The sequence below is a fragment of the Acinetobacter sp. genome (assembly GCF_049284435.1).
In the GTDB taxonomy this organism is placed as follows: domain Bacteria; phylum Pseudomonadota; class Gammaproteobacteria; order Pseudomonadales; family Moraxellaceae; genus Acinetobacter.
The window spans coordinates 1-24,934 of the sequence record NZ_JBAPXX010000020.1; the positions used below are offsets into that span (position 1 = coordinate 1).

General features: G+C 42.6%; 27 protein-coding genes. 10 read left to right on the forward strand and 17 right to left on the reverse strand.

The genetic code is table 11. The annotated features are described in order from the left end of the window. Nucleotides 1-614 precede the first annotated feature (614 nt). Both WAK81_RS01525 and WAK81_RS01530 read right to left on the reverse strand, forming a co-directional pair. Nucleotides 615-1,409: a nitroreductase family protein gene (locus tag WAK81_RS01525; protein ID WP_422195398.1), complete on the reverse strand. Its 795-nt coding sequence runs from the start codon at nt 1,407-1,409 to the stop codon at nt 615-617. Between the two features lie 71 nt (nt 1,410-1,480). Next, nucleotides 1,481-2,281, reverse strand: coding sequence for an enoyl-CoA hydratase-related protein (locus WAK81_RS01530; protein ID WP_253172450.1), 801 nt, complete (start codon nt 2,279-2,281; stop codon nt 1,481-1,483). Between the two features lie 102 nt (nt 2,282-2,383). Here WAK81_RS01530 and WAK81_RS01535 point away from each other — a divergent pair, with 102 nt between their 5' ends. After that, nucleotides 2,384-2,953 (forward strand): nicotinate-nicotinamide nucleotide adenylyltransferase, encoded by a 570-nt coding sequence (locus WAK81_RS01535; protein ID WP_422195399.1) that lies wholly within the window; start codon nt 2,384-2,386, stop codon nt 2,951-2,953. Between the two features lie 5 nt (nt 2,954-2,958). Here WAK81_RS01535 and WAK81_RS01540 read toward each other — a convergent pair whose 3' ends face one another. Continuing rightward, nucleotides 2,959-3,864, reverse strand: a complete 906-nt coding sequence (locus WAK81_RS01540) for a LysR family transcriptional regulator ArgP (RefSeq protein WP_422195400.1) — start codon at nt 3,862-3,864, stop codon at nt 2,959-2,961. A gap of 103 nt (nt 3,865-3,967) precedes the next feature. On the opposite strand from WAK81_RS01540, the gene WAK81_RS01545 reads away from it, so the two are divergent. Continuing rightward, complete coding sequence (locus WAK81_RS01545) at nt 3,968-4,573, forward strand: LysE/ArgO family amino acid transporter (protein ID WP_422195401.1); 606 nt, start codon at nt 3,968-3,970, stop codon at nt 4,571-4,573. A gap of 410 nt (nt 4,574-4,983) precedes the next feature. Beyond that, complete coding sequence (locus tag WAK81_RS01550; protein ID WP_422195402.1) at nt 4,984-5,547, forward strand: YceI family protein; 564 nt, start codon at nt 4,984-4,986, stop codon at nt 5,545-5,547. A gap of 85 nt (nt 5,548-5,632) precedes the next feature. On the opposite strand, the gene WAK81_RS01555 is transcribed toward WAK81_RS01550, so the two are convergent. The 5 genes from WAK81_RS01555 to dapD all read right to left on the reverse strand — a co-directional run bounded on the left by WAK81_RS01555 (nt 5,633) and on the right by dapD (nt 8,969). Next, the gene (locus WAK81_RS01555; RefSeq protein WP_422195403.1) at nt 5,633-6,091 is read right to left on the reverse strand and encodes a peroxiredoxin; all 459 of its coding nucleotides are present in this window, start codon (nt 6,089-6,091) and stop codon (nt 5,633-5,635) included. A gap of 81 nt (nt 6,092-6,172) precedes the next feature. Further along, complete coding sequence (locus WAK81_RS01560; RefSeq protein ID WP_004645640.1) at nt 6,173-6,586, reverse strand: hypothetical protein; 414 nt, start codon at nt 6,584-6,586, stop codon at nt 6,173-6,175. Nucleotides 6,587-6,602: 16 nt separating this feature from the next. After that, nucleotides 6,603-7,271, reverse strand: coding sequence for a 7-cyano-7-deazaguanine synthase QueC (queC, locus tag WAK81_RS01565; RefSeq protein WP_422195404.1), 669 nt, complete (start codon nt 7,269-7,271; stop codon nt 6,603-6,605). Between the two features lie 34 nt (nt 7,272-7,305). After that, a complete protein-coding gene (gene queE, locus WAK81_RS01570; protein WP_005247540.1) occupies nt 7,306-8,016 on the reverse strand; it encodes a 7-carboxy-7-deazaguanine synthase QueE in 711 nt (236 codons plus the stop codon). Between the two features lie 131 nt (nt 8,017-8,147). Next, nucleotides 8,148-8,969, reverse strand: a complete 822-nt coding sequence (gene dapD, locus WAK81_RS01575; RefSeq protein WP_422195405.1) for a 2,3,4,5-tetrahydropyridine-2,6-dicarboxylate N-succinyltransferase — start codon at nt 8,967-8,969, stop codon at nt 8,148-8,150. 319 nt (nt 8,970-9,288) lie between these two features. On the opposite strand from dapD, the gene carO reads away from it, so the two are divergent. After that, nucleotides 9,289-10,023 (forward strand): ornithine uptake porin CarO, encoded by a 735-nt coding sequence (carO, locus tag WAK81_RS01580; protein WP_422195406.1) that lies wholly within the window; start codon nt 9,289-9,291, stop codon nt 10,021-10,023. A gap of 58 nt (nt 10,024-10,081) precedes the next feature. Here carO and WAK81_RS01585 read toward each other — a convergent pair whose 3' ends face one another. From WAK81_RS01585 to WAK81_RS01620, 8 genes are all read right to left on the reverse strand, one after another. Beyond that, a complete protein-coding gene (locus tag WAK81_RS01585) occupies nt 10,082-11,311 on the reverse strand; it encodes an OmpP1/FadL family transporter (RefSeq protein WP_422195407.1) in 1,230 nt (409 codons plus the stop codon). A gap of 93 nt (nt 11,312-11,404) precedes the next feature. After that, nucleotides 11,405-12,328 (reverse strand): CysB family HTH-type transcriptional regulator, encoded by a 924-nt coding sequence (locus WAK81_RS01590; protein WP_422195408.1) that lies wholly within the window; start codon nt 12,326-12,328, stop codon nt 11,405-11,407. A 53-nt stretch (nt 12,329-12,381) separates the two neighbouring features. Next, nucleotides 12,382-13,443, reverse strand: coding sequence for a sulfate/molybdate ABC transporter ATP-binding protein (locus WAK81_RS01595; RefSeq protein ID WP_422195409.1), 1,062 nt, complete (start codon nt 13,441-13,443; stop codon nt 12,382-12,384). A gap of 11 nt (nt 13,444-13,454) precedes the next feature. Further along, nucleotides 13,455-14,348 (reverse strand): sulfate ABC transporter permease subunit CysW, encoded by an 894-nt coding sequence (cysW, locus tag WAK81_RS01600; RefSeq protein WP_422195410.1) that lies wholly within the window; start codon nt 14,346-14,348, stop codon nt 13,455-13,457. Further along, nucleotides 14,345-15,178, reverse strand: a complete 834-nt coding sequence (cysT, locus tag WAK81_RS01605; RefSeq protein WP_422195411.1) for a sulfate ABC transporter permease subunit CysT — start codon at nt 15,176-15,178, stop codon at nt 14,345-14,347. Before cysT ends, cysW begins: the two co-directional genes overlap by 4 nt. Before the next feature lie 86 nt (nt 15,179-15,264). Beyond that, nucleotides 15,265-15,870: an RBBP9/YdeN family alpha/beta hydrolase gene (locus WAK81_RS01610; protein ID WP_422195412.1), complete on the reverse strand. Its 606-nt coding sequence runs from the start codon at nt 15,868-15,870 to the stop codon at nt 15,265-15,267. 32 nt (nt 15,871-15,902) lie between these two features. Beyond that, complete coding sequence (locus tag WAK81_RS01615) at nt 15,903-16,916, reverse strand: sulfate ABC transporter substrate-binding protein (protein ID WP_422195413.1); 1,014 nt, start codon at nt 16,914-16,916, stop codon at nt 15,903-15,905. Nucleotides 16,917-17,092: 176 nt separating this feature from the next. Beyond that, nucleotides 17,093-18,100, reverse strand: coding sequence for a sulfate ABC transporter substrate-binding protein (locus WAK81_RS01620; RefSeq protein ID WP_422195414.1), 1,008 nt, complete (start codon nt 18,098-18,100; stop codon nt 17,093-17,095). A 159-nt stretch (nt 18,101-18,259) separates the two neighbouring features. On the opposite strand from WAK81_RS01620, the gene pabC reads away from it, so the two are divergent. The 4 genes from pabC (at nt 18,260) to WAK81_RS01640 (ending at nt 21,249) form a co-directional block, all read left to right on the forward strand. Next, nucleotides 18,260-19,072, forward strand: a complete 813-nt coding sequence (gene pabC / locus WAK81_RS01625; RefSeq protein WP_422195415.1) for an aminodeoxychorismate lyase — start codon at nt 18,260-18,262, stop codon at nt 19,070-19,072. Nucleotide 19,073: 1 nt separating this feature from the next. Beyond that, nucleotides 19,074-20,132, forward strand: a complete 1,059-nt coding sequence (mltG, locus tag WAK81_RS01630) for an endolytic transglycosylase MltG (protein WP_422195416.1) — start codon at nt 19,074-19,076, stop codon at nt 20,130-20,132. A gap of 2 nt (nt 20,133-20,134) precedes the next feature. After that, nucleotides 20,135-20,734 (forward strand): dTMP kinase, encoded by a 600-nt coding sequence (gene tmk / locus WAK81_RS01635; protein ID WP_422195417.1) that lies wholly within the window; start codon nt 20,135-20,137, stop codon nt 20,732-20,734. Between the two features lie 98 nt (nt 20,735-20,832). After that, nucleotides 20,833-21,249: a PaaI family thioesterase gene (locus tag WAK81_RS01640; protein WP_422195418.1), complete on the forward strand. Its 417-nt coding sequence runs from the start codon at nt 20,833-20,835 to the stop codon at nt 21,247-21,249. A gap of 111 nt (nt 21,250-21,360) precedes the next feature. Here WAK81_RS01640 and nadB read toward each other — a convergent pair whose 3' ends face one another. Continuing rightward, nucleotides 21,361-22,995, reverse strand: coding sequence for an L-aspartate oxidase (gene nadB / locus WAK81_RS01645; RefSeq protein WP_422195419.1), 1,635 nt, complete (start codon nt 22,993-22,995; stop codon nt 21,361-21,363). 230 nt (nt 22,996-23,225) lie between these two features. On the opposite strand from nadB, the gene WAK81_RS01650 reads away from it, so the two are divergent. After that, on the forward strand, nt 23,226-24,611 hold the full coding sequence (locus tag WAK81_RS01650) for a Do family serine endopeptidase (protein WP_422195420.1): 1,386 nt from the start codon (nt 23,226-23,228) through the stop codon (nt 24,609-24,611). A gap of 120 nt (nt 24,612-24,731) precedes the next feature. Further along, the coding region (locus WAK81_RS01655; RefSeq protein WP_422195421.1) for an acyl-CoA thioesterase at nt 24,732-24,934 on the forward strand (203 nt) is incomplete at its 3' end.

Consider the following 24,934-nt stretch of genomic DNA (forward strand, 5'->3'; position numbering starts at 1 on the left):
AAATTCACCTTTCTTCTTATTTTGAATTTAGTTAAGTAAGCTTAAAATAATTTTATAAGCCTTTTTAAAGTATATTAAGATATTGTTTTATATTGTTATTTTATATTTAAAAATTTTTATACTTTAAAAGTATAAAAAATATCTTCATAAAAAAATAGAAGAAAAATAAACCATCTTTTAAATTCCGCAATAGACATTTTGTGTGATTGTGTAAAAATTTTTTAAACTTTTTAGCTTAGCTTAATTTTCGATTAAAAAGAAATTTTACTAGAGAAATCACTAAATTGGATCGTGAGCTCAAAACTTATAATCAAAAAATTAATGAAAGAAGAATCGGAATTGTGCATGTATTTGATAATGTGAAAACTTGCAAAATATTTACTGAGCATGAGCAAAATAATGGGAAAAGACTCGATTTAAGATTTAATTTCTGGCATCTAAAATTTGCAACTGAGTAAAAAACAACTTATGAAAGAGCATTAATAAAAAATATGAAATTTCCGTTAAGATTTATCTTATATATAGTTTTTAGCAAATAAAGAGTGAATTATGTGACATCCATGTCACTAGATATCTATCAGATTTAATGTATTTAATTTCTATAGATGAGAAGCTTAAACCTTCTGAATAAACAACTCGCGATCAAATCGGTACTGTGGGAAGAACACGCCGTCTTCAGCACGTTCACCCGCACCAATTACCATGACTGGATACTGTTCATCATTCAATTCCAGAATTTCACGAACCATCGGCTCATCAAAACCTTCCATCATACAGCTGTCAAAACCATAAGCACGTAAAGCTAAGACCAAATTTTCACAAGCAAGAGCTGTTGTTTTGGTCGCCCACAGTTTCGCATCAGCCGGACTGAAAGCAGACACTGGCATTTGTTTGTCCAGTGTGCGGGCAACTTTGAAAGCCACTTTCTTAAAGTTACCGAAAGCATTCAGATAACCGGTTTTATAGTTGTAGGGAATATATTTATAGTATTTTTTAATTGCAGGCGGAGCTTCAGGAAATGGAAACTCATTTACATTACGTTTCGCCATTTCATCGATACGGTCGGTACGTGCGATACAGACAATTAGCTCAGAGGCTGTTTTGGCTGCCAGTTGACTCATACAGGCTTTGACCAGACGTTTTTTCTTGCCCGGATTTTGTACCACATAAAAAGTCCAAGGCTGCAAATTCGACGAATTTGGTGCCAACAACGCCAGATCCAGACAGGCATCCAGAACTTCGACAGGAATTGGTTTTTTAGTAAATTTACGTACTGAACGTCGGCTTTCAATCACCTTACGAAAATTATCAATATCTATATCTTGAGGTGCTGGTTCGTAATAACGTTTCTTTTCTGGATTTGAACTGTCTGTTGTTTGGGAAGGCGTTTTGGGGGTTTGATTTGGCATACTTCAGATTCTTGGAAAAATAAAAGATTGAGGCAGTGTAAACCACCTCATTGAACTCATAAGTTTGAAAATTAGTTGAATTGTGTGAAATCAGGTTTACGTTTTTGCATAAAGGCTTGAACTGCTTCCAGCATTTCTGGCGAGCCGACACGCTGCATGAAAATTTCTGCTTCATGGTCAATCCATTCCACAATTTCATTCACATTGTGTTTCATCAAGGCTTTGGATTGCACTAGTGATGCTAATGGAAGGGCAGAGAGCTGTGCAGCTTGTGCTGCTGCTTTAGTGTAAACATCTTCTTCAATGCTATTCACCAGACCTGCGTCGAGTGCTTTTTCGCTATTGAATTTTTGCGCAGTCAGCAATAATTCGGCCGCTTTATGATAACCCGCTTGCTGAATCAACAGCTTGCTTGAAGCGCCTTCAGGCGATAGACCCAGACTGACAAATGGAATCTGGAACAGGGCGGTATTGTCACTATAGACCAGATCACAATGCAATAAGATCGTCACGCCAATGCCGATTGCAACGCCACGCACCGCAGCAATCAATGGCTTGGAAAACTTTGCAGCAGATTTGAGTAAAATAAACGGTGGACCTTCAGCAGCAGGTGCCTGACCTTTCTTCGCGGCAGATTTCATAAAATCCTGCATATCATTGCCCGCACTAAAGTCTGCATCCTGACCGCGTAAAACGACCACACGAACTTCAGGCGCCTGATCTGCTTCATCCAGGGCTTTCGCAATCCATAAATAAAGCTCGCTATATAACGCATTTTTCGCTTCCGGGCGATTGATGGCTAAAGTGAGTACACCATGTTCTAAATTCGCATTCAAATGCTCATGAGGTTGTTGAATACAGCTCAGTGTCATCGTACTATCCTTGCTTTAAACTTGATTTGATTTTATGGGAATTATTATGTCGCATATTTATTGGAGCGGCACAACTCATGAGTCATAAAAAACTGATCCCTTATGAACTATACATTTGATTATCTGGTTTTCATTGGCCGCTTTCAGCCTTTTCATCTGGCGCACATGCAAACCATTAAAATTGCCTTGCAGCACAGTCAATATGTGATTTTGGCTCTCGGTTCTGCGCAAAATGAACGCAATATCAAGAATCCATTCTTGGCCTCAGAGCGTGAAGCCATGATCCTGTCAAATTTTAGTCCAGAAGATCGAGCGCGGATCAAATTTGTAGAAGTCATTGATGTTTATAATGATGAGAAATGGCAAAAACTGGTAAAAACTCTGGTGAATCAGACTATAGAATCCGATGCCAAAGTCGGGCTGATTGGGCACTTTAAAGATGATTCTTCTTATTATTTAAAGTTTTTTCCAGAATGGGAAATGGTTGAACTGGAAAGCCTTGAAGATGCCTTATCCGCTACCCCTATGCGTGAAGCCTATTATCGCGGTGAAATTCAACGAGATAAATTTCCACAAGGCACGATTGATTTTCTAGAGAATTTCCAAAAAACCACGACCTATCAGCAACTCAGTGAAAAATTTGCCCAGAATGATAAAACCAATCTAGTTTAAAAGTATCAGGTTGTTATGGGGTGATTCATGGTAGTTTGAGCACGCTGTTTTAAACATTCCCCAAGGATTTCTAGAGCAGGAGACTGTTCTTTCCAGTGATGCCAATACAAGGGCACTTCAATTCGCATATCACTTGAAAGTTCAAGCAGTCGACCTGACTCCAGTAAATCCCTGGTTTGATAGTCCGGCAGCCAGCCATAGCCTAGACCCATGACAATCGCATCAAAAAATGCATGGGTCGATGGAATAAAAAAGTGAAGATATTGTGCTAGATTCAGGCCAAATTCGTGCTGAATAAATTGGGTATGGAGTTGGTCTTTTTCATTAAAAATAATGGCAGGGGCAAGGCGTAGCGCATCCCGATGTACACCTTGATGAAACCAGTTTTGGGAAAAGTCAGGGGTGGCGACCAGACGATACTGCATCTGTCCGATCAATTCCGCCCGGCAACCTTTCATTGCCTTGGCTTCAGTACTCAAACAAGCATTGACGAGACCTGCTTCTAACAGATGATGGGTTTGTGATTGATCATCTACTTGAAAATGCAACACAATTTTATGCTGGATCAGCTGGGTTTGTAAGGTTGGTAACAGCCAGGTCGCGAGTGAATCGGCATTGGTGGCAATATTCAGACAATAGAAGCCTTCCTGTTGCAGCTGTCCACCCAGATCCTGCATCAGATTCTGTTCTAGCAAACGTTGATGCTGTAAATAATGCAATAAGGTTTGCCCGGATTGGGTCACGCGGCAAGGCCGATCTCTGACCAAAAGCAATTGTCCCAATTTTTTTTCCAGACTTTGAACACGAAGGGTCACTGCCGAGGCGGTAATATTTAGCTGTTCGGCAGCCAGATCGAAACTTCCCGTTTTTGCAACTTCATAAAAAGCATCACATTGTTTTGCATTTAGCATATTTATTATCTAAAAATAATTTAGTTAAATTGATATTAACTTAGTTTTAATTAATCGCACTCATTTTGTTGAATAATTCATTTATTCGAAAAAGGGGAATGTGATGTTCAGTTATATGATGAGTGGTTTTGCTGTGGGAATGAGCCTGATTGTCAGTATCGGTGCACAGAATGCTTTTGTATTAAAACAAGGTTTAAAACAGCAGCATGTGTTCTGGGTCTGTGTGATTTGTGCCTTGTCTGATTCCATTTTAATTCTGCTTGGCGTACTGGGCTTTGCGCGTGTCATTGAACACTATCCGGATATTGTTATATTTTCTAAATATATTGGCGCAGGATTCCTGTTTTATTATGGTTTACACCATGTGATCAGCGCATTTAAATCAACAGAGGTCTTGGCACCAAGTGATCAGCTAACAGAGCATTTTCTACAAGTACTGATGATCTGCCTGGCTTTTACCTGGCTGAATCCGCATGTTTACTTAGACACAGTCATATTGATTGGATCAATTTCAACTCAATACGCCTTAGGAAAATGGTGGTTTGCTTTAGGTGCTGTCTGTGCTTCCTGGTTTTTCTTCTTTAGTTTGGGATATGGGGCAAAGATACTGACGCCTTGGTTCCAACATCCAAAAGCATGGAAAATACTGGATGCTATTATTGCCTGTACCATGTGGGGCGTCGCGGTGTCATTAATCCTCAGTATTTGATTCAGTCTATAAAGCGAGTAGATTGGTTAAGAGTTGTCTAAGCGTTTTATTTTAAATAGTTATCGAGAATAGTCAGCGCAGAAAGCAACTCTTTTTAGTACTGCAAGCACATAGATATTTCCAATATAAATTGAACTTAAAATAAACGATCTGTTTTGTATAAAAAATTTATAAAATCAGAATTTTATAAGATGACACAAGTCTCCTGCTAGCCTATCAGGGCCACTTATCAGAGAAAAATCAGCACAAGTATTTTGTCCGTTAGTCATGAATGATTTTACAAAAACTTCAATAAACTGGTATAAAAATAACGAAAACCTGTTCGCTCAAAAAAACAAGAAAATTTAGTTTCAGATTAAGCCGTGTACTTAAATCCGATCAATAAAAAATTAAACAAGGTGGATTTAAAATTGAAAACAATAATAAAAACTGGGCTGGTTAGTCTAGCGATCTGTTTAGCTTTGACCAGTCAGTCTTTTGCAAGATCATGGACCTTAACTCCCAAAAGTGATGTCGGTTTTGAGATCAAGTCGATGGGTCTTACTGTAGTAAAAGCCAAGTTCAATCAGGTTCAATCCACGATGCAGTTTGACGCTAAAGCACCGCAAAATGCCTCAACCCATCTGGTCATGGATGTGGAAAGTTTAAGCTTCAGTAAGCCGCTATTTAAACATATGATTTTGGGCGAAGACCTGTTTTATGTAGAAAAATATAAGACTGTAATTTTTAAAAGTATCCAGTTTAAAGACTTGGGTAATGGCAAATACAATGTTTTAGGTCATTTAACCCTGCGTGGTGTGACCAAGCCTGTGATTTTCGAAACAACCTTTAAACCCAGTATGTCGAATGCCAACCTACTTGATGTTCAGGCATCTGCCGTGATTAACCGTAGGGATTTTGGTATGAAAAAAGGAATTGCCGGCGTAGGGGATAAAGTGAATCTTCATCTATCAGGCCAGTGTGAAATGAACTAGGATAGATATAAAATACTTGATGATATGAAAGTTATTGTAAAAAAGCCCGAATATTTCGAGCTTCTATTCATACACAAGCATGCAATTAAGCAGCTTGCAAAGCTTTTAAATCTTCCAGAACTTGTTCTGCATGACCTGCTGCTTTGACCTTACGGTATTCTTTGACCAGTTGGCCATTATGGAAAATAAAAGTTGAACGCTCAATGCCCATCACTTGTTTGCCATACATGTTCTTTTCTTTAATCACATCAAAATGATGACACAAAATTTCTTCTTTATCACTGATCAGGTTAATACTCAGGTTCTGCTTTTCAGTAAAGTTCTGATGAGCTTTTACCGAATCACGGGATACGCCAAGAATTGTGGTGTTTAAAGCATCGAACTGATCTTTTAAACAGGAAAATCCGACTGCCTGGGTGGTGCAGCCCGGTGTAGAATCTTTAGGATAAAAATAAATCACCAGCCATTCTGTATTTAACTGGGTTAAATTGATTTCGCCTGTGGTCGCAGGAAAATTCTGGTCAAGCAAACTAATTTTAGACATAAAAACTCCTGTTTTCTTTAAATTTTTTCAAAAAAATAAGCCACATTACAGTGGCTTATTTTATCAAAGAATAATCAGATATTATTTCTTTGGTGCCGCTTGGGCTGATTTCATTGCTTCTTCAGTCAAAGTTTTCAGTTTGCCTGTTAACTGTGGACCAAAGCATGCTTGAAGATCTTTATTCTGCTTCTGTACAAAAGCTAGAGTGCCTGGGCTTTTCTTCTGGTTAATAGTGCTTTGAATTTCCCATTTTTGTGCATTGGTTAATTTGCCATCTGCTTCAATAGCACAACCACAATATTTGCTGACTTCAGCAGATGTCAATTTTTTGCTTTTGCCAGTTTCATTTTTACAAACATTGATCAATGCAGATTTTACATTGGTGCTTTTATAAGCTTGTTGTAATTTGTCATCAGCCGCTTGAGCCGTAGTTGCGAACATAGCAGCAGCTGAAACAATTGCTGAAAGCACGATGCTTGATTTTAAATTTTTCATAAACTCTACCTTGTCATTACGGTATATAACGTGTCGGGTCTTCAACACCTGCGTCCGCAAAACCCTGTTTACGTAAACGACAACTGTCGCATTTGCCACAGGCACGTCCTTGGTCATCTGCTTGATAGCATGACACCGTTTGACTGTAGTCTACGTCATGTTCAATACCTAAGCGAATAATATTTGCTTTGGATAAATGTAACAAAGGTGTTTCAAATTTGAGCGCCTGACCCTCTACGCCAACCTTGGTCGCAAGGCGTGCCATGTTGGCAAATGCGTCAATAAATTCCGGACGGCAATCCGGATAACCGGAGTAATCAACCGCATTAATTCCGATGACAATCGCTTCAGCTTCGAATACTTCTGCCGCGGCCAGAGCGTAAGACAAGAAGATAGTATTACGTGCAGGAACATAGGTAATCGGAATACCAGCCTGTTCATGGTCGGGCACCTCAATACTATGATCGGTAAGGGCTGAGCCACCCAGATTACCCAGATCAATATTGATGACACGATGTTCTACACCCGCACGTTGCGTTAAAGCTTTTGCTGCATCCAGCTCGGTCGTTGAACGCTGGCCATATCGAAAACTGAGTGCGATACATTCATAGCGTGCCTGCGCCCAAGCCAGACATGTTGTTGAGTCTAATCCGCCAGATAAGAGGACAATGGCACGAGGGCGCATAAGCTGATTCTCCAAAAAAATACTTTACAAAAAATTAACGACCAGTTTCATCATTCCATAACAACTTGTGTAGCTGTAACTGGAAACGAACAGGGAGATGGTCTTCTAAAATCCACTGAGCCAAATCACGTGCCAGTGGCGGTAAACAAACCGCACCTTTTTCGACCGCAAATGCAGGCGAAAACCAAACTGTACTCACTTTGTCTTGAAGTTGGTACTGTTCAAGCTGCTGTTTTGACCATTCATAATCTTCACGATTGCATATCACAAACTTGATTTGATCATGTGCAGTTAAATGATCAAGATTAGAAAGCAAATTTCGTGCAACTTCACCTGAAGTTGGTGTTTTTAAATCGAGGACTTTGGAAACACGTGAATCCACTTTGGACACATCTAAAGCGCCACTGGTTTCAAGTGAAACTTCACATCCTAAATCTGCAAGTCGCTGCATCAGGGGTAGGGCATTGGGCTGCGCCAGTGGTTCACCGCCGGTCACACAGACATAAGGGGTTTTAAAATCAAGCGTGGTCTGGATAATATCGTCCAGAGACTGACGCTCACCGCCTTCAAAGGAATAGGTGGTATCACAATAGCTACAACGCAATGGGCAACCGGTTAAACGGATAAATACTGTTGGCAGTCCTGCGGCATTGGCTTCACCTTGCAATGAATAGAAAATCTCCGTAATGCGTAAACCCGCAGACGGATCAGAGACAGGAATTGCGGAAGATCGAAGCGTATTCATAACAAAACTAACCAATGAAAAATAAATAACCGGGTATAAAAATAAAAATCCCTACGATTATTACTAATCGTAGAGACGAGGAGCGGTTGAAGCTCCGAGGAACACAAATGTGCCCTCTAAGTTAAGACATCTTAGTCTTCACGTAACAGATCGTTCAGGCTTGTTTTAGAACGAGTTTGTGCATCTACCTTTTTCACGATAATGGCAGCATACAGGCTGTAAGTACCGCATTTAGACGGAAGGCTACCTGCAACAACGACAGAACCTGCTGGTACACGGCCGTAGTGGATTTCGCCAGTGGCACGGTCATAAATCTTGGTTGATTGACCAATGAATACGCCCATTGAAATCACAGAACCTTCTTCAACGATGACGCCTTCAACGATTTCAGAACGTGCACCGATAAAGCAGTTATCTTCAATAATGGTTGGATTCGCTTGAAGCGGTTCAAGCACACCACCAATACCTACACCACCTGACAAGTGAACATTTTTACCAATTTGCGCACATGAACCTACAGTTGCCCATGTATCTACCATCGTGCCTTCATCTACATAAGCACCGATGTTGACATAAGAAGGCATCAAGATCACGCCTTTAGCCTGGAAAGAACCTTTACGTGCGACAGCAGGTGGTACGACACGTACGCCAGCAGCCTTGAATTGTTCTTCAGTCCAACCTGAGAATTTAGTCTCTACTTTGTCATAGAAACGAAGATCACAAGCTTCCATTGGTTTGTTGTCGTTTAATTTAAATGATAACAATACCGCTTTTTTAATCCATTGATGAACAACCCATTCACCATCGATTTTTTCAGCAACACGTAAAGTACCATTGTCTAGACCAGCAATTACTTCCTCAACTGCTTGACGGATTTCAGCAGAGCAATCTGCAGCTGTAAAATTCGCACGGGCTTCAAACGCTTGTTCAATGATTGTTGAAAGCTGAGACATGATCTTCCTTCCAGAAAAAAATTTTCTAGATTTTACACTATATTGCATGAAAAATAGTTGAAAGGACTAAAAATAGATGAAAAATAACCAAAAGTGTAGAAAGCGTGAAATTATTAAAGTGATAAGTGTACTTTTTCATTATGTTGCAATGTAGGAGAAGTGTTAGAAAACACTTAGCTCTCAACAAGAAAAATTAATTTGTATCAAAAAATAACAAAAGATGAGCAAAATGTGAATAAAAAATATTTTTTAAGTCCTTTATATTGACCCTATCACGAATAACTAATGATCAAAATAAGTTCTTTTGAGGAGAGAAATAATGAAATCTTTACATAATATTTTAGCAGTATCAGTCTTAGCTCTAGCAGCGGGTTCTGCGATGGCTGCTGATGAAACAATCGTAACAGATGAAGGCGTTGCTGAATTCTCCTTCTTTAAACCAGCTTCTGTTCGTGCTGAAGTCGGTACTACCGGTTATGGTGGTGCAATTTCCTGGAGTGCTAACCCATATGTAGGCGTAACTTTAGGTTATAACGGCGGTGATATCTCTTGGTCTGATGATTTGTCTATTAATGGTAATGATTATGACCTGGATATGGACAATAACCTGACTTACCTAAATGCTGAAATCCGTCCTTGGGCAAACTGGTTCTATATGGCGGCTGGTGTAGGTTATATTGATAACGATTATGGTCTAGAACGTCGTCCAGGCACTAATGCATCATTTACAGTAGATGGCTCACGTTTTAATGCAGGCACAACAGATGTTCGTATCAACGGTGACCTATCTTACAAAAATAACCTTGCACCATATGTAGGTATTGGTTTTTCTCCAGCAATTACTAATCGCTGGGGTGTCTTTGGTGAAATTGGTGCATACTATAATGGAAATCCAACTGCGAATTTAAACGCTAACCCTGAAGCGCTTCTCTTAGTAGGTGATGATGGCCGTACCTTAGGTCAGGCACTTAATGATGAAGAACGCGAAATTCGTAACGACAATGAGTACGAATGGCTACCAGTAGCGAAACTGGGTGTAAGCTTCCGCTTCTAATATTTAACCTCATAAAAAAACGGGCTTCGGCTCGTTTTTTTGTTTTTTTAGAACAATTTTAAAAGTGATAACCCAGTTTCAAACCTAGAATCAAAGCACTGTTATCAGAAACTGCGGATAAACCTGCAATCTGTGGCGTAATAGGTTGGGAGGAGGAAATTTCAGGTTTTTGAAACTTTAAATAATATAGTCCTGTAGCAATATCCCAGGTTTCTTGAATCTTATAAAGATGACCTAGTCCGATGCCCCAATAGCCATCACTCGGATTCAGGGTTGAAGCCGGATTTCCTGTACCAGAATCCCATAAAAGTTCGATCGAATTTATGCCAAAAGATGGCCATTGATGAGCAAGTCCGATTTTTCCAGACCATTGATTCTTACGATAATCAATCATTCTAAAAGATTTTACTTCAGGGAACTGTAAGGCTGCATAGTCAATTACAGCGCCAAATTTAGGTGGCTGAATGACAAAATTCTGCCAGTTTGACCAACGCAGCGTGCCATAGAGCGCATTTTGATCAGTTAAAGCTGTCTGAAAATCCAGATTTACTGACTGAGGAGTTTGAATTTCTGTATAAGGTGCGGGATTTGTGCCTACAACAATCGATTCAGTGGTTTTATTGTGATGAGTGATTGCAGAACGATAGGTCAGTGCAGTTCTAAAAAAATATTCTGGAATCTCATAACTGATTCCAGCAAGCCAGCCCCAAGCGGGATCTCGTTCAAATGTGGCCCGATAACCATTGAATACATAAAATGTCTGCCCGGATAAATATAAATTTCCCTCTAAGCTTTGATAACTTAGGCCTGTATAAAAATTCCAGTTATCGTTTGGTTGAAAGCCAATTAATGAAGTCAAATTGTGGCTCTCAAACTGAATGATAGCAGCCTCAATTGGAAGCGCTGCACCTGCAAAAACAGGATTATAGCGATAAACGATATCTATAGAATAAGGCTGATCGTAAATCAGTCCCCACGACACTTGAGGATGCAACTGGAATTTTAATGCGACATTGGAGATAAATTGGCTATGGGCAAGATTTCCTGTAGAAAAATCGGTGATGCCTAACTGTTGCAGCTCTTCGGTATGTTGTACCTGACCGCTGATATTAGGGCGAACCCAGGCCAGTGAAACTTCAGCATAATGATTTTTTTCAAAAAACGATTGGATGCTTTGGTTAGATTGTTCAAATGCTGCTGCATAACCTGACCCGGAGAAAAACAAGCCCATGCAGAAAAGAGCAAATTTATTATTGATCATCTTGGTATAATTCAATTTATTATGCACGTGATTATGCTGGATATTTATATTCTTTATCTACTCAAAAAATAAAAAAGAGGCTATTGTGCCTCTTTGATTAAAAACTTAAAATATTGCACTTTATTCGTCGGGATAGGCGACTTTTTTCAGTGCCTTAATATCTGCGTCTGGTGAACAGAGGGAAATAAACTCATAACCATAACCGCGCAGTAAATGACCTTTACGCACTGCAATCCAGGTGGTATTTACGCCGAAAATATCGGTTTTAATTTGCTTTAAGCGGTAATCACGCTCCGGGTCATAAGCCACATCGTTGACAATGCCGACGCCCATATTCATTTCCACATAGGTTTTGATTACATCGGCATCAAGCGCGGACATCACAATATCCACATCAAAACCAGCTTCTTCAAAGGCGGTATCAATCTTGGAGCGACCGGTAAAACCACCGTGATAGGTAATAATCGGGTAGTGCGCCAGATCTTCGATGAGCACATGTTCCTTGCTTGCCAGTGGATGATTCTGCGGGGTAATAATACTATGCTGCCAGTTATAATAAGGTACGCTGGCCAGATTGTCTTCAGTGGTGAGTGCTTCGGTCGCAATACCGATATCGGCTTGACCTTGAAGTAGCATTTCCGTGATTTCCATCGGGCTGGCCTGTTGCAAAATCAAATGAACTTTAGGGAATTCTTTTTTGAATTGGCTGACAATTGGTGGCAACACATAACGCGCCTGGGTATGCGTCGTGGCAATGGTCAATGTGCCTTCATCGACTTTATTGAAATCATCCGCCAGACGTTTGATATTGTCGGCATCGACCAGCATGCGTTCCACAATGCCTAAAAGTGCCTGGCCCGGTTCGGTTAAGCCCAGTAGACGTTTACCTTTACGGATAAATAGCTGTACCCCCAGTTCATCTTCCAGATCTTTAATATGCTTACTTACCCCGGACTGCGAAGTATAAAGCGCAGCGGAAGCTTCAGTTAAATTAAAGTTTTGTCTAACCGTTTCTCGTATAATTCTTAATTGTTGGAAATTCATAATTCTCTTACCCTAGAAGAGGATGGGGCATTTTAAAGCCCCATCTTTTGATCTTAAGCGACCTGGTTTTCAAATAAATGCAAATTCACCGCACTTAACCAAACAGTTTGATTTGGGCGGAATTGATGCGCTCTCGCTTCATCAGGTGTGAGTAAAATTTCGATCAGATTACCTTGACGGTCATTTAGCTCAGCAACTACTTTACCCGCGATCCATAATTCACGAATGAAGGTCGCTTGAATGGCATTGTCGTGTGGCTGTGCATGAATGCGTAGCTCATCTGGACGTGCGAATAAAATCACTTCACCTTGAGCGGCATTTTTTGCACCCTCAAATTGAATGCGGTCCTGACCGAGCTGAATAACGCCGCCGTTGTTTTGACCTTCAAAACGATTCGCCTGACCCAAAAAGTCGAATACAAATGGGGTTGCCGGCGTTTCATAGACTTCACGTGGCGAACCGATCTGCTCAACATTGCCTTTGTTCATCACCACGATCTGATCGGCGACTTCAAGGGCTTCTTCTTGGTCATGGGTTACAAAGATCGAGGTAATATGTAATTCATCATGCAGGGTGCGCAACCAGCGACGCAATTCCTTACGCACTTTGGCATCCAGTGCACCGAAAGGTTCATCCAGCAACAGCACACGCGGTTCAACGGCTAAGGCACGTGCCAGTGCAATACGCTGACGCTGACCACCTGACAATTGTGCAGGGTAACGGTCTGCTAAAAAGCCGAGCTGGACCAGATCAAGTAAACGCGTTACACGTTTTTTAATTTCCGCTTCCGATGGACGGGTTTTACGCGGGCGAACACGCAGACCAAAGGCGATATTGTCAAATACGGTCATATGACGGAACAGGGCATAATGCTGGAAGACGAAACCGACTTCACGTTCACGCACGTGAACATTGGTGGCATCTTCACCTTCCAGAATGACCTGACCGCCATCTGCAGATTCCAGACCGGCAATGATCCGTAGCAGCGTGGTTTTACCACAACCCGATGGACCGAGCAGGGCTACCAGTTGACCATCTGGAAAGTCTAGCGAGATATTTTTAAGTGCATGGAATGCACCAAAGTGTTTTTCAATATTTTGTACTTGAATACTCATGTTGGCATTCCTTAAGAAACTGTTGAATCTTCATTACGTTTGTCTTGTTTTTCCTGGCGCAGTTCAACCCATGTTTTTAAAATCAGGGTCACAATTGCGAGGAGAGCCAGAAGCGAAGACACGGCAAACGCAGCACTAAAGGTATATTCGTTATAAAGAATTTCGACGTGTAGCGGCAAGGTGTTGGTTTCACCGCGGATATGACCGGAGACGACCGATACCGCACCAAACTCACCCATGGCCCGCGCATTACACAGAATCACGCCATAGATCAGACCCCATTTGATATTGGGCAGGGTTACTTTCCAGAAAGTCTGCCAGCCAGATGCACCGAGTACAATCGCAGCTTCTTCTTCTTCGATCCCTTGTGCTTCCATTAACGGAATCAACTCACGCGCAACAAAAGGTACAGTAATGAAGATAGTCGCCAAGACAATCGCAGGCACCGCATAAAGGATCTTGATATCATGATCCATCAGCCAAGAGCCCATCCAGCCTTGGGTACCGAAAATCAGCACCAGCATCATACCCGCGATCACAGGTGAAACCGAGAAAGGGAGATCAATAATGGTCGTCAGGAATGATTTACCTGGAAAGTTGAACTTCGCCACAGACCAGGCTGCCGCAACACCAAATACGACATTGAGTGGTACTGCGATTGCAGCAGTCAGCAAGGTAAGTTTCACTGCCGACAAGGTATCCGGATGCACCAGCGCTTGGGTATAAACGCCAACTCCCTGTTTAAAGGCTTCCACAAATACCAGAATCAAGGGCAGAATCAGGCAGCTTAAAAAGAAAATTAAGGCAATCGTGAGCAGGGTATAACGTACCCAAGTCGGCTCGCGGGTCGCATCACGGGATTGCAGCTTTTCAGCCAGCGCATTGCTGTTGGTATTTAAACTCATCGCGCAGTTCTCCCAGTACGACGGCTGGCCCATGCCTGTAATAAGTTAATCAGGAATAGCATCACGAACGAAATCAGTAGCATGACTACAGCAATCGTGGTTGCACCAGCATAGTCATATTCTTCCAGGCGAGAAATAATCATTAACGGTGCAATTTCCGTTTCAAAAGGCTGGTTACCGGCAATAAAGATGACGGAACCATATTCACCGACACCACGGGCAAAGGCCAAAGCAAAACCAGTGATCAGTGCAGGCAGCAGAATTGGAAAAATCACTTTGGTCACAATCTGAAAACGGTTTGCACCCAGCGCAGAAGCGGCTTCTTCCAGTTCAGTTTCCAGATCGCTGAGGACTGGCTGAACGGTACGCACTACAAAAGGCAGGCCAATAAAGATCAACGCCAGTGTAATACCAATCGGGGTATAAGCGACTTGAATGCCAATCGGTTCTAAATATTGACCAATCCAGCCGGTCGGTGCATATAAAGAGGTCAGGGCAATACCCGCAACCGCAGTGGGCAAGGCAAAAGGCAAATCTACCAGGGCATCGACAATACGTTTGCCCGGAAAGCTGTAACGTACCAGACACCACGCCAGTAACAGGCCAAATACTACATTGACCACTGCAGCGACAATGGCCGCGGTGAAACTTAACTGCAATGATTTCAAGATACGTTCAGAGCTCAGGATTTCCCATAAGCCATCCCAGCCAATGCCCAGTGATTTAATAAAAACAGCAGACAGCGGGATCAAAACGATTAATGACAAATACGCTAGGGTAAAGCCTAGAGAAAGACCAAATCCTGGCAGCACTCGGGATCGCTGCGACATGATGACTCCTCAAAAGAGAGAAAGCTGATTGAAGTCAATCAGCTAAAATAAAAAAATAATTTGGGCACAAGCATAATTTGCAGCGACTAAAATGCAAATTTAAAATAATACTTGCTCTCATCAACTTTGCTGATATGGGGCATAGTGTTTTCTGAAATCAGATATTGTTCAATTTCAGGAAAAGGGCCAAAACCTGAAGCGACATTGACATGACCGACTGCGCCCAGATTAATCGGTTTGATTTTCCAGGCTTGGGCCAGTATGTGCGCATCTTCAAAACTTAACCAGGGATCATTCTCACTGATCAATAACGTAGTGAGCACTTGAAGCTTGAGCTGTTGAAAATAGGCGCTGTAGTCTGTCTGACTGTCACGCGCAAAACCATTTTCCCCAAACCGTGCCGGATTGGCCGGTGCCACCAATAGCAGATTTTTTACTTTTGCATTGAGTTCCGGATGTCGGGCAAGGGCTGCAATACTGGTCAGACAGCCAAAGCTGTGCGCGACAATCTGAACCTCTGCTGGAATGGCTTGCAGAGTTTTGATAAATTCTGCCACCCAGACATCTAGTACCGGATGATTCCAGTCTTGTTGCTGTACACGGGAGCATCGCATCAGCCGGTGCTGCAAGTAGGTTTGCCAGTGATTATATTCACTGCCACCTACACCGGGAACGATAAGCGTATGAATCATGTCGATGCTCCTGTATCAATCAGCCTGGATGATTATTTCGCGCTGTTGGCTTTGACGATCTGGTCAAAGACACCACCATTTTCAAAGTGGGCTTTTTGTACCTTGTTCCAGCCGCCAAACTCCTGATCAATCGTCACCAGTTTGAGTGGTTTGAACACATGCTTATATTTTTTTAAAGCTGCTTCACTACGTGGACGATAATAATGTTTGCCTGCCAGGTCTTGACCCAATGGCGAATACAGGAAGTTCAAATAACCTTGAGCCAAGTACTGGTTGCTTTTTTTCTTGGCATTTTTTTCTACAATGGCGACTGGTGGCTCAGCCAGAATCGACAGAGAAGGGGTAATAATTTCAAACTTGCCCGGCTGTTCACGAAGGGCAAGATGCGCCTCATTTTCCCAGGCTAATAAAACATCCCCAATCCCGCGTTCAGCAAACGTCGTGGTAGCACCACGCGCACCCGAATCCAGAACTTTGGTATTTTTATAAATTTTACGGACAAATTCTTGCGCAGTTTTATCGTTACCGCCCGCCTGATGTTTGGCCCAAGCCCAGGCCGCCAGATAATTCCAGCGAGCCCCACCTGAGGTTTTCGGGTTTGGTGTAATGATTGCTACGCCCGGTTTGACCAGATCACCCCAGTCCTTCATCCCTTTAGGATTGCCTTTACGCACCAGGAATACGATAGTTGAAGTATATGGGGTTGAGTTTTGCGGCAATTTCTTCTGCCAGTCCGCAGGTAATAGTTTGGCTTTTTCTGACAGTACATCAATATCGGCAGCCAATGCCAGCGTTACGACATCCGCATCCAGACCATCAATCACCGAACGTGCCTGTTTGCCTGAACCGCCATGTGATTGCTTGAAATTGATTTTTTGACCGGTACGGCTTTCCCAGTATTTGCCAAAATTTTTATTTACATCTTCATACAGTTCACGGGTCGGATCATAGGATACATTGAGAAAATCACGTGCTGCTGCACCAAAAGAGGTTGCCGAGATAACAGCTGCTAAAACCCCAAATTTAAATGTGTTTGAAATGCTCATATGAACCCCAATCTCTGATATGTTCTGTAACATAAGCGCAGAATAAACCTATTCTTTATGCATAAAAAATAATTAAAAATGAATTTGATATGAAAAAAATAGATAAATAAACTCTTAAGTGCTTGAAATAAGAATGGCCTTATGAATAAAGGCCATGATGAATTGCATTTAAAGCATTATTTTGCATGATTGGCTTTGACAATCTGGTCAAAGATACCGCCGTTATCAAAATGCTGTTTCTGAACCTTGGTCCAGCCACCGAACTCTTTATCGATGGTCACCAGTTTTAATGATTTGAACACACTGCTGTACTGCTTCAAGACATTCGCATTACGTGGACGGTAGAAGTTCTTTGCAGCCACAGTTTGTCCTGCAGGTGAATACAGATAATTCAAATAGGCTTTGGCCAGATTTTCATTGCCATCATTCTTGGCATTCTTTTCTACAATCGCCACTGGGGGTTCAGCCAGAATAGACAGAGAAGGGGTAATAATCTCAAATTTTCCTGGTTGTTCGCGGACGGCTAAATGTGCTTCATTTTCCCAGGCCAGTAATACATCCCCAATCCCACGTTCAGCAAAAGTCGTGGTAGCACCACGTGCACCCGAATCCAGTACTTTGGTCTGTTTGTAGATTTGACGGACAAAGTCTTGCGCTTTGGCATCATTGCCACCTTTTTGATGTTTGGCCCAAGCCCAAGCCGCTAAATAATTCCAGCGTGCACCGCCCGAAGTTTTCGGGTTCGGGGTAATAATATCTACGCCCGGTTTAACCAGATCGCCCCAATCCTTGATTCCTTTCGGATTATCTTTACGTACCAGAAAGGCAATCGTCGAGGTATAAGGCGTCGAGTTTTGAGGGAATTTCTTCTGCCAGTCTTTCGGTAGCAAACCGCGCTCTGCAATTTCATCAATATCTGCCGCCAGTGCCAGTGTAACGACATCTGCGTCTAGACCATCAATCACGGCACGAGCCTGTTTGCCTGAACCGCCATGCGACTGTTTATAATTGACTTCCTGGCCAGTGGTTTTTTTCCAGTAAGTACTGAATTCTTTATTAAAGTTATCGTACAATTCGCGAGTCGGGTCATATGAAACGTTTAGGAAATCTTTTGCAGAGACACTAAAAGCGCTTGCTGATACCAGTGCTGCCAATACCCCAATTTTTAATTTACGGATGCTCATTTTTGCCTCAAGTTTTTTAGCTTTTGTTAGATGAGGCAAGAATAGCTTGAGATTTTTTGCATAAAAAATAATTAAAAAAGAATTGGATGTGAGTAAAAAAGATATATAGGTGAAGCCTGATTCTGACTGCTCAATTTTTCATTTTAGAGGCTGCAAAATATGCTGTATTTAAAAAATGCTCAACAGGTCAGCTATATAGATGTGCTGGATCGAGGCTTTCATTATGGTGATGGCTGTTTTACCACGGCCCGGATTCGGCATAACCGGATTGAATTATATGATCGTCATCTGGCACGTTTGCAAATCAGCAATCAAAAATTAAGCCTGAATGCCAATCTTGATCTGATTGCAGAAAGTTTACAGCTTTTAAGGCAGTCAGAACGTGAGCTGAATGGAACAGTAAAAATCGTGCTGAGTCGTGGAATTGGTCAGCGCGGTTATAGCTTGCCGGATCATCCTGCAGATCTCTGGCTATTTTATTATCCTCAAACCGTACAGGATTTTAAGTTTGAGCAGATTCAAAGTGGCATCTTACAGCAGGCATTAGGACTGACGATGCCGAGTCTGGTCGGAATAAAAACCTTAAACCGTCTGGAGCAGGTTTTGCTGAAACAGGAAGCCGATCAACGCGGCTGGACTGAGGCCATGGTGACAGATGTACAGGGTGGTGTTGTCGAAGGGGTGAGCAGTAATTGTTTCATTCGTATAAACAATACATGGATTACGCCCGAACTTCGTTATAATGGCGTCTTCGGTGTCATGCGTGCAGAAATTCTACAACGTATGCAAGATCAGGGAATTACCTGTCAGCAACGCTGTATCGATATGGATGAAATCAACCATATTCAGAGCCTGTTTTTCTGCAATGCACTCAGCCCGATGAAAATTGTCACGCAATTTGAGCAGCGAACCTTGAATGGCGATGCTTGTATTGAACTTTTTAACCGTCTTCGATTAAATCAGATGTCTTAATATGTCAGCTTCCAAACCTAAAGCCAAAAAGAAAAATAAAGCGAGATTCTCCTCATCTTTCAAAGGAATTGCCTTAGTCCTGATTGGTATTGCTTTGATCTTGGCATTAATCCTGAAAAGCAGTTTGTGGAAGGATTATCCTGTAGAAGGAAAAAAACAGCTGCTCGCGATTGAATCTGGTCAAACCTATTCCGGTTTTATTGATCGTCTGGCCACAGAAGGTCAGGTGAGCTTCCCGATCATTCTCAAGCTGTATCAGCGCATCATGATTCATGACACCATGAAAGCGGGCGTGTATGAAGTGCGTCAGGGCATGAGCATCCGTCAGGTCTTGGAGATGATTTCCGATGCAGACAATGCCCAGATGAGCCGGATTCTGGTAATTGAAGGAACGACCTTTAAGCAACTGATTGATGCCCTGAAGAAAAATGATCTGGTCACCAAAGAAGTACTGCATCTGCCTACCGCGCAATTACTTAAAGAGCTCAATATTCCGTTTTCACATCCTGAAGGACTGTTTGCACCGGATACTTATTTCTTTGCCAAAGGTGAAACTGACCGTAAAATTCTGACCAATCTGTATCAGCGCCAGATGAAAGCACTGGATGAGGCGTGGGCGAAACGTGCACCTGATTTGCCGTATCAGAATAAATATGACGCGCTGATCATGGCATCGATTGTTGAAAAAGAGACTAGTGTGGATCGTGAATTGGAACAGGTTTCTGGGGTATTTGTACGCCGTTTAAAAATTGGTATGCGTTTACAGACCGATCCAACGGTGATTTACGGAATGGGTGACAACTATAACGGCAATATTACCCGTAAAGATTTACGCACACCGACGCCGTATAACACCTATACCATTTCAGGTTTGCCGCCAACACCGATTGCATTGCCAAGTAAGAAAGCCATTGAAGCAGCCATGCATCCGGATAATTCTGACAATCTGTATTTTGTCGCTACCGGTAATGGTGGACATAAGTTCACGAGCAATTTGAATGACCACAATAAAGCCGTACAGGAATATCTGACGATTTTACGCTCGAAAAATAAGGAATGAGTATGTTTATTAGCTTTGAAGGCACAGAAGGTGTAGGTAAAACTACGCTCATTCGTTCGATTTATGAAGATTTCATCGCACAGGGTAAAGATGTTATTGTGACTCGTGAACCGGGTGGAACGCCAATGGCTGAGCAGATTCGCTCACTGTTGCTGGCTGTGAACCATGAAGAAGCCATGGCGCATGATACCGAGCTGTTATTGATGTATGCGGCGCGTGCCCAGCATCTGGCACAAGTGATTCTGCCTGCATTAGAAGCCGGGAAAACTGTCTTGTGTGACCGTTTTAGCGATGCCAGTTTTGCCTATCAATGTGCAGGTCGGGGCCTGAGCGAAACCAAGTTGCAATTACTCAATGATCACTTTGTCGCACGCATGCCGGACATCACGTTCTGGTTAGAAGCGCCTATTGAATTGGGGATGAACCGTGCCCGTGAACGCGGTGCGCTAGATCGTTTTGAACAGGAGAAAGTCACTTTCTTTGAGAAAGTGAGAGCAGGGTATGAAAGCTTGTGGCAACGCCATCCTGAACGGATCAAACGTCTGGATGCAACTCAAACACCTAAACAGGTATTTGAGCAGGCCTTAACTTATCTAAAATAAGCTGGGTCTTCAAATACTTTTTTTATTTGAGTTTTCTCTAGGTTGATTCGTGAAAAATCTTCTATATTAAAATGGATATAGAAGATTTTTTTTAAAATATGAAAACGACCAAAACAGAGATTGAACAATTTTTACAACAAGAATTTCCGCAAAGTCTGGAGAAGTGCCGGATTGAAGCCGTTTCTCCGCGTGGGGCTACTTTGCTTTATCCGGTGAGAGCAGAGGAATTGCGTCCAGGCGGCACAGTTTCTGGCCCAACCATGATGACCTTGGCGGATTTTGCTCTTTATGTCGCGATTCTGGGTGAAATTGGACTGGTCGGTTTGGCTGTGACCACTAACTTGAATATCAATTTCTTACGTAAGCCTTCAGGTGGAACCGATATACGGGGAGAATGTAAGCTGATCAAGGTCGGTAAGGCACTGATTGTGGGAGAAGTCTGGATTTATTCGATAGATAATGAAGAACCTGTGGCGCATGTGACCGGAACATATTCAATTCCACCACAACGTTAGATACTAGAAATTTAGAAGACTGGCTATAAATAGCCTAAGCTAAATTGAAGCAAATAAAAATTTAAAAATAAAAGGAGATATACTGCTGATCAGCATATCTCCCCAGATTATTTAAATATTGACCAATGGGGTTTCGACTTCAAAATTTGGTGGGACGAGGACTGTTTTGCGTAGTTCTGGTAGCAGCTCGGGATAATCCAAGGTGAAATGCAGACCGCGAGATTCTTTGCGGTGCATGGCGCAGCGCACGATCATCTCGGACACCAACACCAGATTACGCAGCTCGATCAGATTTTTGCTGACCTGGTAATCCTGATAATACTCGGTAATTTCTTTTTTTAGCATTTCAATGCGATGTAGTGCACGTTCCAGGCGTTTGGTCGTGCGTACGATTCCGACATAGTTCCACATGGTCTGACGTAGCTCATCCCAGTTTTGCAGAATCACCACATCCTCATCCGGGTTGGTCACCTGAGAATCATCCCAAGCTGGGACTGCAGGAGCTTGCTGATTGACCTTGAAATTTTTCTGAATATGCTTGGCTGAACTCATGCCATAGACAAAACATTCTAAAAGTGAGTTACTTGCCATTCGGTTAGCACCATGCAGGCCAGTATAAGAGGTTTCCCCAATTGCATATAGACCTGCAATATCCGTCTGGCTATGTTCATCGACCACCACGCCACCGCAGGTATAATGGGCTGCAGGTACGACTGGAATCATGTCCTTGGTAATATCGATCCCTAGCTCAAGCAAACGGGCATACAGGGTAGGGAAATGCTCTTTAACAAAGCTTTCATCTTTATGGGTAATGTCCAGCCAGACATGACGAATACCGAGACGCTTAATTTCATAGTCGATAGCACGTGCCACGATATCACGCGGTGCAAGTTCAGCGCGTTCATCAAAACGCAACATAAAGCGTTCGCCATCTGGCAGGCGCAGATAAGCACCTTCGCCACGCATTGCTTCAGTGATCAGGAAAGAACGTGCTTGCGGATGATACAGGCAGGTCGGATGAAATTGGTTAAATTCCATATTGGCGACCCGGCAGCCAGCACGATAAGCCATGGCAATACCATCACCTGTGGCAATGTCTGGATTTGAGGTGTAAAGATAAGCTTTCATAGCACCGCCACAGGCAAGGGCGGTAAATGGCGCTAAAAAGGTATGCACTTTCTCAGTTGTTTCATCCAGGGCATATAAACCCAGCGCACGATTATCACCATCTAAACCAAGCTTTTGTGAACAGATCAGGTCAATCGCAATATAATTTTCAAAAATTTTAATATTCTGTTTTTCTTGAGCGCGTTGTACCAGAGTAGTGGAAATGGCACGACCCGTGGCATCGGCCGCATGAATAATTCGGCGCTGTGAATGACCACCTTCACGGGTGAGATGTAACTGTTCCTGTTCATCCAGGGTAAATTGCACGCCGTGTTTCAGCAGGAAATCAACCGAGGGTTTGCCACCTTCTACCGTCTGTTTAACCGCATCCATTTCACATAGCTGTGCGCCTGCAATCATGGTGTCATCAATATGCTGTTCAATCGAATCCATTTCATCCAGTACCGCGGCCACCCCGCCTTGAGCATAAAAGGTGCTGGCATCTGTCAGGGTAGATTTCGCCAAGACTGCAATATTAAAATGATCTGGGAGCGATAAGGCTAAACTTAAACCGGCACCGCCACTGCCCACAATAATGACGTCAAATTGTTGGGTAAGGGATAAATTAGACATGTCCATCAGCTAATTTTAAAAAAAGTTTGGTAATAACAGCGCTTTTTTGTACAAAAGGCAAGCGTTGAAGTGCTCATTTATTGATGAAAAAAATTAATCAAAGCCTTAACTTAATGCTTTAATGATGAGATATTGCCCAGAATAAAGTATGTAAACATATTATTACTTAAACTTTACAGTGTTTGTGATAAAACCTATTTACATAAATTTATCAACAATTTGAGTGAATAATTTATATGAAAATTCTAGACTTAAAAAAAGGATTATTTGCAGCGACCCTAACCATGAGTGCTGCACAGTTGCAGGCGGTCACGCCGGTTGATTTTTCAAATCTGGTGGAGCAGGTCAGTCCTGCTGTAGTCAGTGTCAATGTCGTTAAAAAAATGAGCGAAGAAGAGCTCTTACAACAACAAGTGCCGGAAATTCTGCGCCGCTTTTTCGGCAATCAGGTGATTATTCCGCAGCAGCGTATGCCGCAGGAAAAAACCGGTTATGGAAGTGCATTTTTTATTAGCAAAGATGGCTATCTGTTGACTAATCACCATGTGGTTGAAGATGCCTCCAAAGTCACGATTACCCTGAATGATCGCCGGGAAATTGATGCCACTGTTGTAGGGAGTGATGCGCGTACCGACGTAGCTTTGCTGAAGGTAAATGGTTCGAATTTCCCAGAATTACGGACGGGTGATGTAGGGCGCTTACGTGTTGGTGAGCCTGTACTTGCAATTGGTTCGCCATTTGGTTTTGATTATTCCGCTTCTGCCGGAATTGTCAGTGCCAAAATGCGCAACATGATGGGTGAAACTGCAGTACCTTTCATCCAGACAGATGTGGCTTTAAACCCGGGCAACTCAGGTGGTCCTCTGTTTAATCAGCGTGGTGAAGTGGTCGGTGTTAACTCACGGATCTTTAGTGGAACCGGTGGTTATATGGGCTTGTCCTTTTCGATTCCGATTGATGTGGCAATGGAAGTTGCAGATCAGCTGAAGAAGAATGGTAAAGTGACCCGCTCTTATCTGGGCGTAAGTTTGCAGGATATCGACCGTAACCTTGCTGAATCTTATAACCTGCCTAAGCCTGAAGGTTCCCTGGTTACCCAGGTTGCGCCAAACTCCCCGGCAGCACGTGCAGGTCTGCGTGCCAGTGACGTCATCTTAAAATACAACGGTACCCCAATTTCACGTACCAGTGAATTGTTAAACTATCTGAACCGTACTGCACCCCAGCAGCAGGTACAGCTTGAAATTTTACGTGATGATAAACGTCGTAGTATTACAGCGACTTTAAGTGCGGCACCAGATGATACCCCAGCAAAAGCAGGCACACAGGCTCAACCCAGCAAAGGGCCGGTGATCGGGGTTTCAATTCGTGACCTCAGTCCAGCAGAGTTAGCGAGTCTGGAAATCAAAGGCGGTGTGGTGATTCAGGATGTACGCCCGGGCGGTATTGCAGCACAGGCACGAATTATGCCGAATGATGTCATCACCCAAATTAATAACCAGACAGTACTGAATTCCAATCAGTTTGTACAAGAGGTATCTGAACTGAAAAAGGGTAGCATTGCGCGCGTCACCTTGATTCGTCAGGGTCAGCTTGCGGTGGTCGGAATGCGTATCTCATAAGATTGCTGGATTTTCTTGAAAAACCGCTTGTAGAAGCGGTTTTTTATTTTTTGCAATTTACCCCAGCGATAAATTCGGTAGACTCTATAACCTTAAAATCATGGAAAGGATAAGAGCGAAGTGAGCGGTATTTTTGATCTTGCTTTAAAGGTTCAAGCCAAACATATTGATGGATTGGGTCATGTGAATAATGTGATCTATGTGCAATGGATGCAGGATGTCGCATCAGCTCATATTGAAAAACTGGGCTTGGGATTAAAGCAATATGTGGAACTGAAACATGCCATGGTCGCGGTTGAGCATCAGGTGCAATATCGCAAGGC

What these genes read in the sequence shown, in the direction of transcription:
- WAK81_RS01525 (WP_422195398.1), bottom strand. Translation starts at nt 1,409, where the DNA reads ATGCCAAATCAAACCCCCAAAACGCCTTCCCAAACAACAGACAGTTCA.
- WAK81_RS01530 (WP_253172450.1), bottom strand. Translation starts at nt 2,281, where the DNA reads ATGACACTGAGCTGTATTCAACAACCTCATGAGCATTTGAATGCGAAT.
- WAK81_RS01535 (WP_422195399.1), top strand. Translation starts at nt 2,384, where the DNA reads ATGAACTATACATTTGATTATCTGGTTTTCATTGGCCGCTTTCAGCCT.
- WAK81_RS01540 (WP_422195400.1), bottom strand. Translation starts at nt 3,864, where the DNA reads ATGCTAAATGCAAAACAATGTGATGCTTTTTATGAAGTTGCAAAAACG.
- WAK81_RS01545 (WP_422195401.1), top strand. Translation starts at nt 3,968, where the DNA reads ATGTTCAGTTATATGATGAGTGGTTTTGCTGTGGGAATGAGCCTGATT.
- WAK81_RS01555 (WP_422195403.1), bottom strand. Translation starts at nt 6,091, where the DNA reads ATGTCTAAAATTAGTTTGCTTGACCAGAATTTTCCTGCGACCACAGGC.
- WAK81_RS01560 (WP_004645640.1), bottom strand. Translation starts at nt 6,586, where the DNA reads ATGAAAAATTTAAAATCAAGCATCGTGCTTTCAGCAATTGTTTCAGCT.
- queC (WP_422195404.1), bottom strand. Translation starts at nt 7,271, where the DNA reads ATGCGCCCTCGTGCCATTGTCCTCTTATCTGGCGGATTAGACTCAACA.
- queE (WP_005247540.1), bottom strand. Translation starts at nt 8,016, where the DNA reads ATGAATACGCTTCGATCTTCCGCAATTCCTGTCTCTGATCCGTCTGCG.
- dapD (WP_422195405.1), bottom strand. Translation starts at nt 8,969, where the DNA reads ATGTCTCAGCTTTCAACAATCATTGAACAAGCGTTTGAAGCCCGTGCG.
- carO (WP_422195406.1), top strand. Translation starts at nt 9,289, where the DNA reads ATGAAATCTTTACATAATATTTTAGCAGTATCAGTCTTAGCTCTAGCA.
- WAK81_RS01590 (WP_422195408.1), bottom strand. Translation starts at nt 12,328, where the DNA reads ATGAATTTCCAACAATTAAGAATTATACGAGAAACGGTTAGACAAAAC.
- WAK81_RS01595 (WP_422195409.1), bottom strand. Translation starts at nt 13,443, where the DNA reads ATGAGTATTCAAGTACAAAATATTGAAAAACACTTTGGTGCATTCCAT.
- cysW (WP_422195410.1), bottom strand. Translation starts at nt 14,348, where the DNA reads ATGAGTTTAAATACCAACAGCAATGCGCTGGCTGAAAAGCTGCAATCC.
- cysT (WP_422195411.1), bottom strand. Translation starts at nt 15,178, where the DNA reads ATGTCGCAGCGATCCCGAGTGCTGCCAGGATTTGGTCTTTCTCTAGGC.
- WAK81_RS01610 (WP_422195412.1), bottom strand. Translation starts at nt 15,870, where the DNA reads ATGATTCATACGCTTATCGTTCCCGGTGTAGGTGGCAGTGAATATAAT.
- WAK81_RS01615 (WP_422195413.1), bottom strand. Translation starts at nt 16,916, where the DNA reads ATGAGCATTTCAAACACATTTAAATTTGGGGTTTTAGCAGCTGTTATC.
- WAK81_RS01620 (WP_422195414.1), bottom strand. Translation starts at nt 18,100, where the DNA reads ATGAGCATCCGTAAATTAAAAATTGGGGTATTGGCAGCACTGGTATCA.
- pabC (WP_422195415.1), top strand. Translation starts at nt 18,260, where the DNA reads ATGCTGTATTTAAAAAATGCTCAACAGGTCAGCTATATAGATGTGCTG.
- mltG (WP_422195416.1), top strand. Translation starts at nt 19,074, where the DNA reads ATGTCAGCTTCCAAACCTAAAGCCAAAAAGAAAAATAAAGCGAGATTC.
- tmk (WP_422195417.1), top strand. Translation starts at nt 20,135, where the DNA reads ATGTTTATTAGCTTTGAAGGCACAGAAGGTGTAGGTAAAACTACGCTC.
- WAK81_RS01640 (WP_422195418.1), top strand. Translation starts at nt 20,833, where the DNA reads ATGAAAACGACCAAAACAGAGATTGAACAATTTTTACAACAAGAATTT.
- nadB (WP_422195419.1), bottom strand. Translation starts at nt 22,995, where the DNA reads ATGGACATGTCTAATTTATCCCTTACCCAACAATTTGACGTCATTATT.
- WAK81_RS01650 (WP_422195420.1), top strand. Translation starts at nt 23,226, where the DNA reads ATGAAAATTCTAGACTTAAAAAAAGGATTATTTGCAGCGACCCTAACC.